Consider the following 15,965-nt stretch of genomic DNA (forward strand, 5'->3'; position numbering starts at 1 on the left):
CTCTCCGGTAGCGACGATGAATTGTTAACTGAGAACCGAATAATGGATAAGTTTCGTGTACAGGGGCCAACGCGGCTCCAGGGCGAAGTCAAAATTTCCGGCGCGAAAAACGCCGCGCTGCCGATCCTCTTTGCCGCACTGCTGGCGGAAGAGCCGGTAGAGATCCGCAATGTTCCTGAGCTGAAAGATATCGACACCACGATGAAGCTGCTCAGCCAGCTGGGAACCAAAGTTGAACGTAACGGTTCCGTCTGGATTGACGCCAGCGAGGTCAATATCTTCTGTGCTCCTTACGATCTGGTGAAAACCATGCGTGCCTCCATCTGGGCGCTGGGACCGCTGGTTGCGCGTTTTGGACAGGGTCAGGTTTCTCTGCCGGGCGGCTGTGCTATCGGCGCACGTCCTGTCGATCTGCATATCACCGGCCTGGAGCAGCTGGGTGCGGAGATTAAGCTGGAAGAGGGCTACGTTAAGGCATCCGTCAACGGCCGTCTGAAAGGCGCGCATATCGTGATGGACAAGGTCAGCGTCGGCGCAACCGTGACCATCATGTCTGCCGCGACCCTGGCGGAAGGCACCACCATTATCGAAAACGCCGCTCGCGAGCCGGAAATTGTCGATACGGCTAATTTCCTTAACGCGATCGGGGCGAAAATCAGCGGTATGGGTACCGACAGCATCACCATCGAAGGCGTTAAGCGTCTGGGTGGCGGTGTCTATAGCGTTGTGCCTGACCGTATTGAAACCGGGACCTTCCTGGTGGCCGCAGCGATTTCCGGTGGCAAAATTGTTTGCCGCAATGCGCTGCCTTCAACCCTGGACGCGGTGCTCTCCAAGCTGCGCGAAGCCGGTGCGGATATCGAAACCGGTGCAGACTGGATCAGCCTTGATATGCACGGCAAGCGTCCGAAAGCGGTCAACGTGCGCACCGCGCCGCACCCTGCGTTCCCGACCGATATGCAGGCGCAGTTCACGCTGCTCAACCTGGTCGCCGAAGGCACCGGGACGATCACGGAAACTATCTTTGAAAACCGCTTTATGCACATCCCTGAGCTGATCCGTATGGGCGCACGGGCGGAAATCGAAAGCAACACCGCAATCTGCCATGGCGTGGAGAAACTCTCCGGTGCGCAGGTGATGGCGACCGATCTGCGTGCGTCTGCGAGCCTGGTGCTGGCGGGCTGTATTGCCGAAGGCACGACCATCGTCGATCGCATCTACCACATCGATCGTGGTTACGAACGCATTGAAGACAAGCTGAGTGCGCTGGGTGCGCGGATTGAACGCGTAAAAGGCGAGTAGTTTATCGTCTGAACCAGACCCGCCCCCGGCTATTGCAGTCGGGGGCTTTTTTTTATGTATATTGGAGCTTATTGAATCTTTCTGGAGCGCATTAGCCGAGTACGGTCGATACGTTCATGGGTGATGGGATCGTGGTAGCGCGAGGGCCAGATGATCCACGGATCGACGCCCAGCACACCGGCAATAATAATCTCACCTTTTGGCCACGGCCGGGTCAACGCATTTGCCAGCGTTGACGAGCTGAGCCCATTGCGGCGAGACTCGGCTGCCATTGACGTTCCTTTTTTACGCAGTCCGGCAATAATATCCGCCGGGTGCCAGTCATGTAACTCTGTCATAGTTCCTCCCTGTTATGCTGGTGCATGCTTTTTGTTTCAGTATGCATAATAACCACAAATAAGCTAAGATGTTCTTGTAAGTTTATGTTTTGTGATGGCGCATAAAAACGTATGCAACGAGGGCTGCAAAGAAAAGAGTGGAATGGCGGGAGAAGCATTCCCGCGCCTGGGCGCGGGAAGGGGATTAGCGGTCGCGCTGAACGGCGATATGGGCGAGGGCAATCAGGGCTTCACGCCACTGGGTGTCCGGCAGAACCTGCAGTGCGGCAATGGCCTTGTCAGCTTCTTCTTCGGCGCGGGTACGCGTCCATTCCAGTGAGCCACAGGTTTCCATGGCTTCCAGCACCGGCGTCAGCAGGTGACGACCGTTGCCCTGTTCAATGGCCTCGCGAATCATTGCCGACTGCGCTGGCGTCCCATTACGCATCGCGTGCAGCAGCGGCAGCGTCGGTTTGCCTTCGTTCAGGTCGTCGCCGACGTTCTTGCCCAGCGATTCACCATCGGCGCTGTAATCCAGCAGATCGTCAATCAGCTGGAAAGCCGTGCCGAGATAGCGCCCATAATCCTGCAGGCCACGCTCTTCGGCCTCGCTACAGTCTGCCAGAATACCGGAGCACTGTGCCGCTGCTTCGAACAGACGTGCGGTTTTGCTGTAGATAACGCGCATGTAGCTCTCTTCGGTAATGTCCGGATCGTTGACGTTCATCAACTGCAGGACTTCACCTTCGGCAATCACGTTGACCGCTTCTGACATCACATCCAGCACTTTCAGAGAGCCGAGGCGGGTCATCATCTGGAAGGCACGGGTATAAATAAAATCGCCGACCAGCACGCTGGCAGCGTTGCCAAAGGCCGCGTTAGCGGTAGCTTTGCCGCGGCGCATATCCGATTCATCGACGACATCATCGTGTAACAGAGTCGCGGTATGAATAAACTCGATTAATGCGGCGATAGAGACATGGGAATTTCCCTGATAGCCGACGGCACGCGCAGCAAGGATAGCAATCATCGGACGGATGCGTTTACCGCCGCCGCTGACGATGTAGTACCCTAACTGATTGATTAGCTGCACATCTGAATTGAGCTGCTCCAGAATTGCCGCGTTCACTCCCGCCATATCCTGTGCGGTTAACTCATTGATTTTTTCTAAATTCATCGCAAAAGCCGGGCTTAGTGTTCAGTTTATCCCTTAGCTATAAGAGATAACGGAAGGGGTCAGTGGTAAAAAGTATTGCTGATTGTACTGAAAAAACGCGCCAGATAAACGTTGCCGTGCGGGTTGTGTTTTTTTTCTGCATCTATCAACGATCGCTCTTGTCAAAGCTTACTCTTTTGCGTAATATTCGCGCCCTATTGTGAATATTTATAGCGCACTCTGAATCACATAAAAGCGTGCGCAGAAGCGGAGTTTTATATGTACGCGGTTTTCCAAAGTGGTGGTAAACAACACCGAGTAAGCGAAGGTCAGACTATTCGCCTGGAAAAGCTGGACATCGCAACTGGCGAAGCTGTTGAATTCGCTGAAGTTCTGATGATCGCAAACGGTGAAGAAATCAAAATCGGCGTTCCATTCGTTGATGGCGGCGTAATCAAAGCTGAAGTTGTTGCTCATGGTCGTGGCGAGAAAGTTAAAATCGTTAAGTTTCGTCGTCGTAAACACTACCGTAAGCAGCAGGGCCATCGTCAGTGGTTCACTGATGTAAAAATCACTGGCATCAGCGCTTAATACAAGGGGAGCACATCTAAATGGCACATAAAAAAGCTGGCGGCTCAACTCGTAACGGTCGCGACTCAGAAGCTAAACGTCTGGGTGTTAAACGTTTTGGCGGTGAAGCTGTTCTCGCCGGTAGCATCATCGTTCGTCAACGTGGTACTAAATTCCACGCTGGCACCAACGTTGGTTGCGGCCGAGACCACACACTGTTCGCTTTGACTGACGGTAAAGTCAAGTTCGAAGTTAAAGGCCCGAAAAACCGTAAGTTCATCAGCATCGTTGCTGAATAAGTTTTTCGCGTCCCGGTGACGGATAAAAGCCCCGCAACACGTTGCGGGGCTTTTTACATTCGTGGACCGCTAAATTTTTTATCAGGGACCAGGGAATGAATCAGCAGGCAGGCATTGGTATTCTTTTGGCAATGGTTACCGCGATGTGTTGGGGTGCACTGCCGATTGCAATGAAGCAGGTGCTGGAAGTGATGGAGCCGCCGACGGTGGTCTTTTATCGCTTCCTGATGGCGAGCGTGGGCCTGGGCCTGATCCTCACTATCAGAGGCAAGCTGCCGCCGCTGCGGATTTTTCGCAAGCCACGCTGGCTGCTGCTGCTGGCGATTGCCACCGCAGGCCTGTTTGGTAACTTCATCCTGTTCAGTTCTTCCCTGCAGTACGTTAGCCCGACAGCCTCTCAGGTGATTGGGCAGCTGTCGCCGGTTGGCATGATGATCGCCAGCGTTTTCATCTTAAAAGAGAAAATGCGCGGCACGCAGGTTGTCGGTGCCCTGATGCTTATCTCCGGGCTGGTGATGTTTTTTAACACCAGCCTGGTGGAAATTTTTACCCGACTCACGGATTACACCTGGGGTGTAATTTTTGGTGTCGGCGCAGCGATGGTGTGGGTGAGCTACGGCGTGGCGCAAAAAATCCTGCTCCGTCGCCTTGCCTCACAGCAGATCCTGCTTTTGTTGTACACTTTATGTACTATTGCGTTGCTGCCGCTGGCCGTACCGTCGAAAGTACTGGAATTAAGCGACTGGCAGCTGGCCTGTCTTATTTTTTGCGGGCTGAATACGCTGGTGGGCTACGGTGCACTGGCTGAAGCGATGGCCCGCTGGCAGGCGGCGCAGGTGAGCGCGTTAATCACGCTCACCCCGCTGTTTACGCTGTTGTTTTCAGATTTATTATCTATGGCCTGGCCCGACGTCTTCGCCAAACCGATGCTCAATATGGTGGGTTATCTCGGTGCGTTTGTCGTGGTTGCGGGCGCAATGTATTCCGCCATTGGCCATCGCCTCTGGGGTAGCCTGCGTAAGCGAGAAGCGGCCGTGCCGCTACCCCGCTCGGGCGAATGATTTACGGAGAGTAAAATGAAGTTTGTAGATGAAGCAGCGATTCTGGTCGTTGCAGGCGATGGTGGTAATGGTTGCGTCAGCTTCCGTCGTGAGAAATATATCCCGAGGGGCGGCCCGGACGGCGGTGACGGCGGTGACGGCGGTGATGTCTGGCTGGAAGCGGACGAAAACCTGAACACCCTGATCGACTATCGCTTTGAGAAAGCCTTCCGTGCCGAACGCGGTCAGAACGGCCAGAGCCGTGACTGTACCGGGAAACGCGGTAAAGACGTGAGCGTTAAAGTGCCTGTCGGAACCCGCGTGATTGACCAGGGTACCGGTGAAACCATGGGCGACATGACCAAACACGGTCAGCGTCTGATGGTCGCTAAGGGCGGCTGGCACGGTCTCGGCAACACCCGTTTTAAATCCTCGGTTAACCGTACCCCGCGTCAGAAGACCATGGGAACGCCGGGCGACAAGCGCGATCTGCAGCTGGAACTGATGCTGCTGGCCGACGTCGGGATGCTCGGGATGCCGAATGCCGGTAAATCGACCTTTATCCGCGCCGTCTCTGCGGCGAAGCCGAAAGTGGCTGATTATCCGTTTACCACCCTGGTGCCGAGCCTTGGCGTGGTACGTATGGATAACGAAAAAAGCTTTGTGGTCGCCGATATTCCGGGGCTGATCGAAGGCGCGGCGGAAGGTGCCGGTCTTGGGATCCGCTTCCTGAAGCACCTTGAGCGCTGCCGCGTTCTGCTGCACCTGATCGACATCGATCCGATCGACGGTTCCGATCCGGTAGAAAACGCCCGCATTATTATCGGCGAACTGGAGAAGTACAGTGAGAAGCTGGCCTCCAAGCCGCGCTGGCTGGTCTTTAACAAGATCGACCTGATGGACAAAGCGGCGGCAGAAGAGAAAGCCAAAGCCATTGCTGAGGCGCTGGGCTGGGACGATAAATTCTATCTGATCTCTGCTGCAAGCCAGCAGGGCGTGAAAGATCTCTGCTGGGATGTCATGACCTTTATCATCGAGAACCCGCACGTTCACGCTGAAGAAGAGAAGCAGCCTGAGAAAGTCGAATTCATGTGGGATGACTACCATCGTCAGCAGCTTGAAGAGATGGAAGTTGAAGACGAGGAAGATGACGAAGAGTGGGATGAAGACGACGAAGAAGGTATCGAGTTCATCTACAAACGTTAATCTCTCTTTCCCCGGCGTGCCGCCGGGGCGATAGATTGCAGGCCGGGCCGCATGACGCGTGACCCGGCCTTTTTATTAGTTGTTCTGATAGATGTCTTTGTACAGACGGCTCTCAAAGCGCACCAGCGGGACGCGTCGGGTGCGCTGGTCGGCAGGCTCGACGGCATAGCCGGAGAGATACTGCACAAAGGCCATCCGCTGTCCGCTGGCGGTGGTAATAAACCCGGCCAGGTTATAGACGCCCTGCAGCGAGCCGGTTTTCGCTGAGACTTTACCGTCAACGCCCGCCTCATGTAGCCCCGCCCGATACTGCAACGAACCGTCATAGCCCGCCAGCGGCAGCATCGAGATAAAGTTAAGCTCCGTGTCATGCTGGGCGATGTACTGGAGCACCTGCATCATGGTCGCCGGTGCGATCAGGTTATGTCGCGACAGGCCTGAGCCGTCGGCGACAATAGTATTACCCAGATCGATATTCGCCTGCTGGCGCAGGATCTGACGTACCGCATCGGAGCCTGCCCGCCAGGTGCCGGGGACATTGAAGCGGGAATGGCCGATAGTGCGGAACACCGTATCAGCAATCATATTGTCCGACTTTTTCAGCATGATCTTCAGCAGATCGTGCAGCGGTGCCGACTGTTTGCTGGCGATGATCGTACCGGGTTCGTTAACCTGAGTCTGACGCAGCAGCGTGCCTGAATACGTGATTCCTGCCTCCTGCAGCTCGCTTTTGAGGATCGCCCCGGCGTAGCCGGCACCGTCCTGAATGGCGAACGCCAGCGGCAGCGGTTCACTTCGCTGTGGCATACAGCCTGTTAAGGTAAAGCGGTTCAGATCGCCTGGCACCACGTCCAGTTCGCAATACTGGGCATCGGCAGAGCCGCGTGCCAGCGTGCGGACCTGGCTAAACATGGTGACTGGATAGTAAGAGGCAACCCGGATATACGCCAGGTCATTGGCTTTTTCCGCACTGTATAGCGAGACAGAGAAGCAGTTACGGTCAACAATAGCCGCCGCAGGCGGTGCGCTAAAGCACTGGGTCATATCGTTCCAGGGCCAGCCGGGTGCTTTATCGTGGCTGGCAAACACCGAGGTGTCGATCAGCACATTGCCATCAATCTTCTGGACGCCTGACTTTTTCAGGACGGCGACCATATTGCGCAGATCCTGACGTCTCAGGGTCGGATCGCCGCCGAAACGGGCGATAAGATCCCCCTTCAGTACGCCGTTGCTGATGCTGCCTTTGTTTTCCAGAGTGGTCGTAAAACGAAAATCCGGTCCCAGCTGGAGCAGCGCGGCCAGCGCGGTGATCACCTTCTGGGTACTGGCGGGCAGCGCCATCTGCTGGCTGTGATAGTCGATACTCGGCGACTGGGCACCGATTTTCTGCACCGCAAGGGCGAGATTCGCTCCGTCAGGGAGCTGGTTGATGTACTCGTCGACATTTGCCGCCTGTACACTGAAGGCGACGCTGGTGGTCAATCCGATGATAAATCTGGAAAATCGCATAATCTCGCGCTAACAACCCGAAGATAAACCGCAATACTACGGTGCATCACTATGCAAAGTAAACGATGACCCATAGTGAACTTCGCGGTAAAATACGTATCAAATTGAAAAATTGCTGCTGACCTGGGGCTTTGTACCCGGGCCAGTTTTCTTTTGCTTCTGGTCCGGTTAATCGTCGATTTCGGGCCAGCTCGGCAGCTGGAGCAGGTTATCTCCACTGCTAACAGGAATGTTGAAGAGGTATAACAATGCAAGCTATTCCGATGACCTTACGTGGTGCTGAAAAACTGCGCGAAGAGCTGGATTTCCTTAAATCGGTGCGTCGTCCTGAAATCATTGCCGCTATCGCGGATGCCCGTGAGCATGGCGACCTGAAGGAAAATGCTGAGTATCACGCCGCGCGTGAGCAGCAGGGGTTCTGCGAAGGTCGCATCAAAGATATCGAGGCCAAGCTGTCCAATGCACAGGTTATCGACATCAGCAAAATGCCGAAAAACGGCCGGGTGATCTTCGGTTCGACGGTGACTGTGCTCAATCTGGATAGCGATGAAGAGCAGACTTACCGCATTGTGGGCGATGACGAAGCTGATTTTAAACAGAATCTGATTTCGGTGAATTCGCCGATTGCACGGGGTCTGGTCGGCAAGGAACAGGACGATGTGGTCGTTATTCGTACTCCGGGCGGTGAAGTGGAGTTCGAAATCATCAAGGTTGAATATCTTTGACAGGTTTCAACACATTTGTTGATACTTTGTAAAGAAAAGAAAAAGGCCGCATTGCGGCCTTTTATCAACTAACAGAGCGTGGCATTTTGCACACCAGCCGATGGAAACCCCTCGTTTTACACAGAAATTGTGTCTGATTCAGGATATCCTTAACGTGGTAGCGAGATTTTACGCTCTTCAGTGGGGCGATAAAGCACCAGCGTTTTACCGATGACCTGAACATTGCAGGCACCGGTTTCACGCACGATAGCGTCCACGATCAAGGTTTTGGTTTCGCGATCTTCAGTGGCGATCTTCACCTTGATAAGCTCATGGTGCTTTAACGCTTGCTCTATCTCGGCCAGTACCCCTTCGGTCAAACCATTATTGCCAAGCATAACGACCGGCTTGAGCGGATGGGCCAGACCTTTCAGGTGCTGTTTTTGTTTAGTACTCAGATTCATCGTATATTTTTGCTTACGTTGGGATTGAAAACGGTTCATTCTACCGCCATCTCCCTAATATCGCCAAATTGCTGCGTGGAAATTTCATGCTAACGTATACGGTGAACCAGGATGGAATGTTAAATGACAGGTAAAAAGCGTTCTGCCAGCTCAAGCCGCTGGCTTCATGAACACTTTAGCGATAAATATGTTCAGCAGGCGCAGAAAAAGGGGTTACGTTCCCGCGCCTGGTTTAAACTTGATGAGATACAACAGGGTGACAAGCTTTTTAAGCCGGGGATGACGGTTGTCGACCTCGGTGCTGCACCCGGCGGCTGGTCACAGTATGCGGTAACGCAGATCGGCGGCAGTGGTCGTATCATCGCCTGCGATCTTTTACCGATGGATCCCATCGTTGGAGTCGACTTCCTTCAGGGCGATTTTCGTGATGAATTAGTCCTGAAGGCGTTACTTGAGCGCGTAGGTGACAGTAAAGTACAGGTTGTCATGTCTGATATGGCACCGAACATGAGCGGCACACCGGCGGTGGATATTCCCCGCTCCATGTATCTGGTAGAGCTGGCGCTCGGAATGTGCCGCGATGTACTGGCGCCAGGCGGTAGTTTTTTAGTGAAGGTGTTCCAGGGCGAAGGTTTCGACGAGTATCTGACGGAAATTCGCTCCCTGTTTACGAAGGTGAAAGTTCGTAAGCCGGACTCTTCGCGTGCACGTTCACGCGAAGTGTATATTGTAGCGACCGGGCGAAAACCATAGCCAGCGACGTTCAGGGCTGTTTTGAATGAAGCGGGTTATCAAGTATCCTGACGCTGTTTTTAACACAGTTGTAATAAGAGGTTCATCCCTTGAGTGACATGGCGAAAAACCTAATACTCTGGCTGGTCATTGCCGTTGTGCTGATGTCAGTATTCCAGAGCTTTGGGCCCAGCGAATCGAGTGGCCGCAAGGTGGATTATTCTACCTTCCTGCAGGAGGTCAACCAGGACCAGGTTCGCGAAGCGCGTATCAACGGACGTGAGATCAACGTTACCAAGAAAGATAGTAACCGTTACACGACCTACATCCCGGTGAACGATCCGAAGCTGCTTGATAACCTTCTGACTAAAAACGTCAAGGTGGTCGGTGAGCCGCCGGAAGAACCGAGCCTGCTGGCCTCGATCTTCATCTCCTGGTTCCCGATGCTGTTGCTGATCGGCGTCTGGATCTTCTTTATGCGTCAGATGCAGGGCGGCGGTGGCAAAGGCGCCATGTCGTTCGGTAAAAGCAAAGCGCGTATGCTGACGGAAGACCAGATCAAAACCACTTTTGCTGACGTTGCCGGTTGTGACGAAGCGAAAGAAGAAGTCGGTGAGCTGGTTGAATACCTCCGTGAGCCAAGCCGTTTCCAGAAACTGGGCGGTAAGATCCCGAAAGGCATTCTGATGGTCGGCCCTCCGGGTACCGGTAAAACGCTGCTGGCAAAAGCTATTGCCGGTGAAGCGAAGGTGCCGTTCTTTACAATTTCCGGTTCTGACTTCGTTGAAATGTTCGTGGGTGTCGGTGCATCTCGTGTGCGTGACATGTTCGAACAGGCCAAGAAAGCGGCACCGTGCATCATCTTTATCGATGAAATCGACGCCGTGGGCCGCCAGCGTGGTGCAGGCCTGGGCGGCGGTCACGATGAGCGTGAGCAGACCCTGAACCAGATGCTGGTTGAGATGGACGGCTTCGAAGGTAACGAAGGTATCATCGTTATCGCCGCGACTAACCGTCCGGACGTGCTTGACCCTGCGCTGCTGCGTCCAGGTCGCTTCGACCGCCAGGTTGTTGTGGGCCTGCCGGACGTGCGCGGTCGTGAGCAGATTCTGAAAGTCCATATGCGTCGTGTGCCGCTGGCACCGGATATGGAGCCTGCGGTGATCGCTCGCGGTACGCCTGGTTTCTCCGGTGCGGATCTTGCCAACCTGGTGAACGAAGCTGCCCTGTTTGCTGCCCGCGGTAACAAACGCGTGGTATCGATGGTGGAATTCGAGAAAGCGAAAGACAAAATCATGATGGGTGCGGAACGTCGCTCCATGGTGATGACGGAAGCGCAGAAAGAATCCACGGCGTATCACGAAGCGGGACATGCGATTGTCGGTACGCTGGTGCCGGGCTATGACCCGGTGCACAAAGTGACGATTATTCCGCGTGGCCGGGCTTTAGGCGTCGCGTTCTTCCTGCCGGTTGGGGATGAAATCAGCGTCAGCCGCCAGAAACTCGAAAGCCGTATTTCTGTTGCTTACGGTGGTCGTCTGGCTGAAGAGATCATCTACGGCGTGGATTATGTCTCGACCGGTGCGTCTTCTGATATTCAGATGGCAACCACCGTTGCTCGTAACATGGTGACGCAGTGGGGCTTCTCCGAAAAACTGGGGCCGCTGCTGTATGCTGAAGAAGAGGGTGAGGTATTCCTCGGCCGTTCGATGGCAAAAGCGAAGCATATGTCCGATGAGACGGCGCGTATTATCGATCAGGAAGTTAAAAAACTGATTGATACGAACTACTCGCGTGCCCGCCAGATCCTCGAAGACAATATGGACATCCTTCACGCCATGAAAGATGCGCTGATGAAGTATGAAACCATTGATTCTCCGCAGATCGCCGATCTAATGGCGCGCCGTGAAGTTCGCCCGCCAGCAGGATGGGAAGAGCCGACCGGTAACAACAACTCGGACAATGGCGGTACGCCTCAGGCTCCGCGTCCGGCTGTTGAACCGCGTTCGTCGAATCCGGGCGATACGCTGTCAGAACAGTCAGGCGACAAGTAAGACGTCCGCTGTTGATGCTATCCGCTTTACCTGAAACCCCGGAGCCTGCTCCGGGGTTTTTCTTCTTGTGAAACCCTAATAAAAAGAGATGACGCTTTGAAACTCTTCGCTCAGGACTCGGTTCTCGATCTTTCGCATCCGCACGTAATGGGGATCCTTAACGTGACGCCGGATTCGTTCTCCGATGGCGGTACGCATAACACGCTGGTGGAGGCGGTCAGGCACGCCAATCTGATGATTAACGCCGGCGCGACCATCATTGATATCGGCGGTGAGTCCACGCGCCCCGGTGCGGCCGACGTGAGCGTTGAAGAGGAGCTGGCGCGTGTGATCCCGGTTGTTGAGGCGATTGCTCAGCGTTTTGAGGTGTGGATTTCGGTGGATACCTCTAAGCCCGAAGTGATCCGCGAATCGGCCCGCGTTGGGGCGCATATCATTAACGACATTCGTTCCCTGACGGAGCCCGGCGCGCTGGAAGCTGCGGCGGAAACCGGCCTGCCCGTCTGCCTGATGCATATGCAGGGCCAGCCGAAAACAATGCAGGAAGCGCCGCACTATGATGATGTCTTTGCCGATGTTAATCGCTTCTTTATTGAGCACATTGCGCGCTGTGAAGCGGCGGGAATCGCAAAAGAGAAATTGTTGCTCGACCCGGGATTCGGTTTCGGTAAGAATCTGAGCCACAATTATGCGCTGCTTGCGCGTCTGTCCGAGCTGCACCACTTCAACTTGCCGCTGCTGGTGGGGATGTCCCGCAAATCAATGGTAGGCCAGTTGCTGAACGTCGGCCCGTCAGAACGCCTGAGCGGCAGTCTGGCCTGCGCGGTCATTGCCGCGATGCAGGGCGCGCAGATGATTCGCGTCCATGATGTGAAAGAAACGGTTGAAGCCATGCGTGTGGTGGAAGCCACACTGTCAGCGAAGGAAAAGAAACGCTATGAGTAATCGTAAATATTTCGGCACCGATGGGATCCGTGGTCGCGTGGGTGACTCGCCGATCACGCCGGATTTTGTGCTCAAGTTAGGCTGGGCGGCAGGAAAGGTGCTGGCACGTCATGGTTCCCGCAAAATCATTATTGGTAAAGACACGCGTATTTCTGGCTATATGCTGGAGTCTGCGCTGGAAGCGGGTCTGGCAGCGGCCGGGCTTTCTGCCTCCTTTACCGGCCCGATGCCAACGCCGGCCGTGGCCTACCTGACCCGGACCTTCCGTGCGGAAGCGGGCATTGTGATTTCTGCCTCGCATAACCCGTTTTACGATAACGGCATCAAATTCTTCTCCATCGACGGCACGAAACTGCCGGACAGCGTGGAAGAGGCGATTGAAGCCGAGATGGAAAAAGAGCTGACCTGCGTGGATTCCGCTGAGCTGGGCAAAGCCAGCCGCATTGTCGATGCCGCAGGCCGCTATATTGAGTTCTGTAAGGCGACCTTCCCCAACGAGCTCAGCCTTAACGAGCTGAAAATCGTCGTCGACTGTGCCAATGGCGCAACCTATCACATTGCGCCAAGCGTGTTCCGCGAGCTGGGCGCGAAAGTCATCACCATGGGCTGTGAGCCGGATGGGGTGAACATCAATGAGAAGTGCGGCGCGACCGATGTGGCTGCGCTTCAGCAGCGTGTACAGGCAGAAAAAGCTGACCTGGGCATCGCCTTTGACGGCGACGGTGACCGCGTCATTATGGTCGATCACGAAGGCAATAAAGTCGACGGCGACCAGATCATGTATATCATTGCCCGGGAAGCCCTGCGTCAGGGCCAGCTGCGCGGCGGCGCCGTCGGCACGCTGATGAGCAATATGGGCCTTGAGCTGGCGCTGAAACAGCTGGGGATTCCTTTTACCCGTGCGAAAGTGGGCGACCGCTACGTGCTGGAAAAAATGCAGGAAAAAGGCTGGCGCATCGGGGCAGAAAACTCCGGCCACGTGATCCTGCTGGATAAAACCACTACCGGAGACGGTATTGTGGCGGGTCTGCAGATCGTGGCGGCGATGGTGCGTAACCATATGAGCCTGCACGATCTGTGCAGCGGCATGAAAATGTTCCCGCAGATCCTCGTTAACGTACGCTTTACCGCAGGCAGCGGCGATCCGCTTGAGCATGAGTCGGTGAAACAGGCAACTGCAGAGGTCGAAGCGGCGCTGGGCAATCGCGGGCGCGTTCTGCTGCGTAAGTCCGGTACCGAGCCTCTGATTCGCGTAATGGTGGAAGGTGAAGAGGAAGCGCAGGTGACCGCCTTCGCCCACCGTATTGCCGATGCGGTAAAAGCGGTTTAAAAGTCCGTTAAGTGTCTAAAAAGGCGGCTGTTGCCGCCTTTGTTTTTAATAAATACCACGCTTTTGCTGTTTTTTTCCGCACTTGATACAATGCATGGAAATTGCCCTTGCGAAGCCCATTCGCTTTGGTTAGTATTCACACCCGCTTCAGTGGGAAACACTTGTTTTCCGCTTTATTGATTGAAGCTATTGGTATGCGGTTATCCCGCAAGGAACAGGTTGATTATGTACGAAGCTCTTTTAGTTATCTTCCTTATTGTAGCGATTGGCCTTGTCGGTCTTATCATGCTGCAGCAAGGTAAAGGCGCTGATATGGGAGCCTCCTTCGGCGCAGGCTCATCCGCCACGCTGTTTGGTTCAAGCGGTTCAGGCAACTTTATGACCCGTATGACAGCCGTGCTGGCCACGCTGTTTTTCATTATCAGCCTTGTTCTTGGGAACATTAACAGCAACAAGACCAGTAGCGGAAGCGAGTGGGAAAACCTGACTGCACCGGCGCAATCCGAGCAGACTCAGCCAGCTGCACCGGCTAAGCCGACCAGCGATATCCCGCAGTAAGACTCTGTACCGAGGTGGTGGAATTGGTAGACACGCTACCTTGAGGTGGTAGTGCCCTAACGGGCTTGTGGGTTCGAGTCCCATCCTCGGTACCAATATTCCAGAAAAAAGACGCTGAAAAGCGTCTTTTTTTTCGTCTGGCGATCCTGCCAGCCAGATAGCATCCACAAAAAAGACGCCTTGCGGCGCCTTTTTATATTTCAATGGCGTTACTTATCTTTGTTTTCCAGATTCTCAACCTGCGGCAGGCCGTCAACGGTGGACGAAGACAGCAGCCCTGCCTGGGCATAGCCAAACAGTTTTTCGCGGGTATCGGTAATGTCCAGGTTACGCATGGTCAGCTGGCCGATACGGTCGTCCGGTGAGAAGACCGACTCACCTTTCTCCATGGTCAGACGCTCTGCCTTATAGGTCAGGTTGTCGGACACGGTATTCAGGATGGAGTAGTCGTTACCGCGACGCAGTTCCAGAGTCACTTCGCCGGTGATGGCGCTGGCAACCCAACGCTGCAGAGCGTCACGCAGCATCAGTGCCTGGGAATCGAACCAGCGACCCTGGTAAAGCAGACGACCCAGCTGACGACCGTGGGCATGGTACTGCTCAATAGTGTCTTCGTTATGGATACCGGTCAGCAGACGCTCGTAGGCGATATGCAGCAGTGCCATCCCCGGGGCTTCGTAGATACCACGGCTTTTCGCTTCGATAATACGGTTTTCAATCTGATCGCTCATTCCCAGACCGTGACGGCCGCCGATGCGGTTGGCTTCCATCATCAGCTCCACATCGTCCTGGAAGGTTTTACCGTTCAGGGCAACCGGGTGACCGCGGTCGAAGCGGATAGTCACTTCTTCCGCCGGGATTTTGACGCTTTCATCCCAGAACTTAACGCCCATGATCGGGTTAACTATCTTCAGGCTGGAGTTGAGGAATTCGAGATCTTTTGCTTCATGCGTTGCACCGAGCATATTGGAGTCGGTGGAGTAGGCTTTCTCGACGGACATTTTGTAGTCGAAGCCGCAGGTGATCATAAATTCGGACATTTCGTGGCGGCCGCCCAGCTCGTCGATAAAGTCGGTATCGAGCCAGGGTTTGTAAATCTGCAGCTCGGCGTTGGTCAGCAGACCGTAGCGATAAAAACGCTCGATATCGTTGCCTTTATAGGTGCTGCCATCGCCCCAGATATTGACGCCGTCTTCTTTCATGGCGGCTACCAGCATGGTGCCAGTTACGGCACGGCCCAGCGGCGTAGTATTGAAATAGGTCAGGCCGCCGGTGGTGTTATGGAAAGCCCCGCACTGAATAGCAGCGATACCTTCCGCAACCAGCTGTTTACGGCAGTCAACCAGGCGCGCATTTTCAGCACCGTACTCCATGGCCCGACGCGGAATTGCATCATAGTCATCTTCATCTGGCTGGCCGAGGTTCGCCGTATACGCATAAGGTACGGCTCCTTTTTGACGCATCCACAGTAGTGCGGCGCTGGTGTCCAGACCGCCGGAGAAAGCGATACCAATACGTTGACCTGTAGGAAGATGTTTGAGAATCGTCGTCATAAATAAAACCCTGCCAGCTAGACTATGTTGAGAACGTTTGTTCTGGTCTCAATGCATTTTTATGCACAAAAAGTGAGTTTTCATTTAATCATCTTTTATCTGAGACCGGAAGTGCTTAGTGATTTTTTTGTCAAAAAATCCCTCCCGGGAAGCGGTGCGCCAGCATTGACAGCACACCTGCTTAACCAATATAATCAGCGCTGGTTTTACGTCCCGTCTTCGGTAC

At 54.4% G+C, this 15,965-nt stretch carries 16 protein-coding genes and 1 tRNA gene; 12 read left to right on the plus strand and 5 right to left on the minus strand.

All coding sequences use genetic code 11. The annotated features are described in order from the left end of the window. Positions 1-42 precede the first annotated feature (42 nt). Positions 43-1,302, plus strand: a complete 1,260-nt coding sequence (gene murA / locus EDF81_RS16000; RefSeq protein ID WP_123349154.1) for a UDP-N-acetylglucosamine 1-carboxyvinyltransferase — start codon at positions 43-45, stop codon at positions 1,300-1,302. 68 nt (positions 1,303-1,370) lie between these two features. Here the strand turns inward: murA and sfsB are convergent, their stop codons facing one another. After that, on the minus strand, positions 1,371-1,640 hold the full coding sequence (sfsB, locus tag EDF81_RS16005) for a DNA-binding transcriptional regulator SfsB (protein WP_123349155.1): 270 nt from the start codon (positions 1,638-1,640) through the stop codon (positions 1,371-1,373). Between the two features lie 184 nt (positions 1,641-1,824). After that, positions 1,825-2,796, minus strand: a complete 972-nt coding sequence (gene ispB / locus EDF81_RS16010; protein ID WP_123349156.1) for an octaprenyl diphosphate synthase — start codon at positions 2,794-2,796, stop codon at positions 1,825-1,827. A gap of 258 nt (positions 2,797-3,054) precedes the next feature. Here ispB and rplU point away from each other — a divergent pair, with 258 nt between their 5' ends. From rplU to cgtA, 4 genes are all read left to right on the plus strand, one after another. Next, positions 3,055-3,366 carry a 50S ribosomal protein L21 gene (gene rplU / locus EDF81_RS16015; protein ID WP_123349157.1) on the plus strand — a complete coding sequence of 104 codons (312 nt, stop codon included), beginning with the start codon at positions 3,055-3,057 and terminating at the stop codon, positions 3,364-3,366. Between the two features lie 20 nt (positions 3,367-3,386). Next, a complete protein-coding gene (gene rpmA, locus EDF81_RS16020) occupies positions 3,387-3,644 on the plus strand; it encodes a 50S ribosomal protein L27 (RefSeq protein WP_002434222.1) in 258 nt (85 codons plus the stop codon). 95 nt (positions 3,645-3,739) lie between these two features. Further along, positions 3,740-4,705 (plus strand): DMT family transporter, encoded by a 966-nt coding sequence (locus EDF81_RS16025; RefSeq protein WP_123349158.1) that lies wholly within the window; start codon positions 3,740-3,742, stop codon positions 4,703-4,705. 15 nt (positions 4,706-4,720) lie between these two features. Further along, positions 4,721-5,890: an Obg family GTPase CgtA gene (gene cgtA, locus EDF81_RS16030; protein ID WP_123349159.1), complete on the plus strand. Its 1,170-nt coding sequence runs from the start codon at positions 4,721-4,723 to the stop codon at positions 5,888-5,890. A gap of 75 nt (positions 5,891-5,965) precedes the next feature. On the opposite strand, the gene dacB is transcribed toward cgtA, so the two are convergent. Beyond that, on the minus strand, positions 5,966-7,399 hold the full coding sequence (gene dacB, locus EDF81_RS16035; RefSeq protein WP_123349160.1) for a serine-type D-Ala-D-Ala carboxypeptidase: 1,434 nt from the start codon (positions 7,397-7,399) through the stop codon (positions 5,966-5,968). Positions 7,400-7,647: 248 nt separating this feature from the next. Between dacB and greA the strand changes: the two genes are divergently transcribed. Continuing rightward, positions 7,648-8,124 carry a transcription elongation factor GreA gene (greA, locus tag EDF81_RS16040; RefSeq protein WP_123349161.1) on the plus strand — a complete coding sequence of 159 codons (477 nt, stop codon included), beginning with the start codon at positions 7,648-7,650 and terminating at the stop codon, positions 8,122-8,124. Between the two features lie 149 nt (positions 8,125-8,273). Here greA and yhbY read toward each other — a convergent pair whose 3' ends face one another. Beyond that, the gene (yhbY, locus tag EDF81_RS16045) at positions 8,274-8,567 is read right to left on the minus strand and encodes a ribosome assembly RNA-binding protein YhbY (protein ID WP_123349534.1); all 294 of its coding nucleotides are present in this window, start codon (positions 8,565-8,567) and stop codon (positions 8,274-8,276) included. A 123-nt stretch (positions 8,568-8,690) separates the two neighbouring features. On the opposite strand from yhbY, the gene rlmE reads away from it, so the two are divergent. From rlmE to EDF81_RS16075, 6 genes are all read left to right on the plus strand, one after another. After that, the gene (rlmE, locus tag EDF81_RS16050) at positions 8,691-9,320 is read left to right on the plus strand and encodes a 23S rRNA (uridine(2552)-2'-O)-methyltransferase RlmE (RefSeq protein WP_123349162.1); all 630 of its coding nucleotides are present in this window, start codon (positions 8,691-8,693) and stop codon (positions 9,318-9,320) included. A 98-nt stretch (positions 9,321-9,418) separates the two neighbouring features. Further along, complete coding sequence (gene ftsH / locus EDF81_RS16055) at positions 9,419-11,353, plus strand: ATP-dependent zinc metalloprotease FtsH (protein WP_123349163.1); 1,935 nt, start codon at positions 9,419-9,421, stop codon at positions 11,351-11,353. A 96-nt stretch (positions 11,354-11,449) separates the two neighbouring features. Then, a complete protein-coding gene (gene folP, locus EDF81_RS16060; RefSeq protein WP_123349164.1) occupies positions 11,450-12,298 on the plus strand; it encodes a dihydropteroate synthase in 849 nt (282 codons plus the stop codon). Then, complete coding sequence (gene glmM, locus EDF81_RS16065; RefSeq protein ID WP_123349165.1) at positions 12,291-13,628, plus strand: phosphoglucosamine mutase; 1,338 nt, start codon at positions 12,291-12,293, stop codon at positions 13,626-13,628. The genes folP and glmM overlap by 8 nt, the downstream gene beginning before the upstream one ends. A 225-nt stretch (positions 13,629-13,853) precedes the next feature. Further along, positions 13,854-14,186 carry a preprotein translocase subunit SecG gene (gene secG, locus EDF81_RS16070; protein ID WP_123349166.1) on the plus strand — a complete coding sequence of 111 codons (333 nt, stop codon included), beginning with the start codon at positions 13,854-13,856 and terminating at the stop codon, positions 14,184-14,186. Between the two features lie 8 nt (positions 14,187-14,194). After that, positions 14,195-14,281: transfer RNA gene (locus EDF81_RS16075), tRNA-Leu, on the plus strand. Between the two features lie 114 nt (positions 14,282-14,395). On the opposite strand, the gene argG is transcribed toward EDF81_RS16075, so the two are convergent. After that, a complete protein-coding gene (gene argG / locus EDF81_RS16080; RefSeq protein ID WP_123349167.1) occupies positions 14,396-15,739 on the minus strand; it encodes an argininosuccinate synthase in 1,344 nt (447 codons plus the stop codon). Positions 15,740-15,965 lie beyond the last annotated feature (226 nt).

It is taken from the genome of Enterobacter sp. BIGb0383 (genome assembly GCF_003751845.1).
Lineage (GTDB): Bacteria > Pseudomonadota > Gammaproteobacteria > Enterobacterales > Enterobacteriaceae > BIGb0383.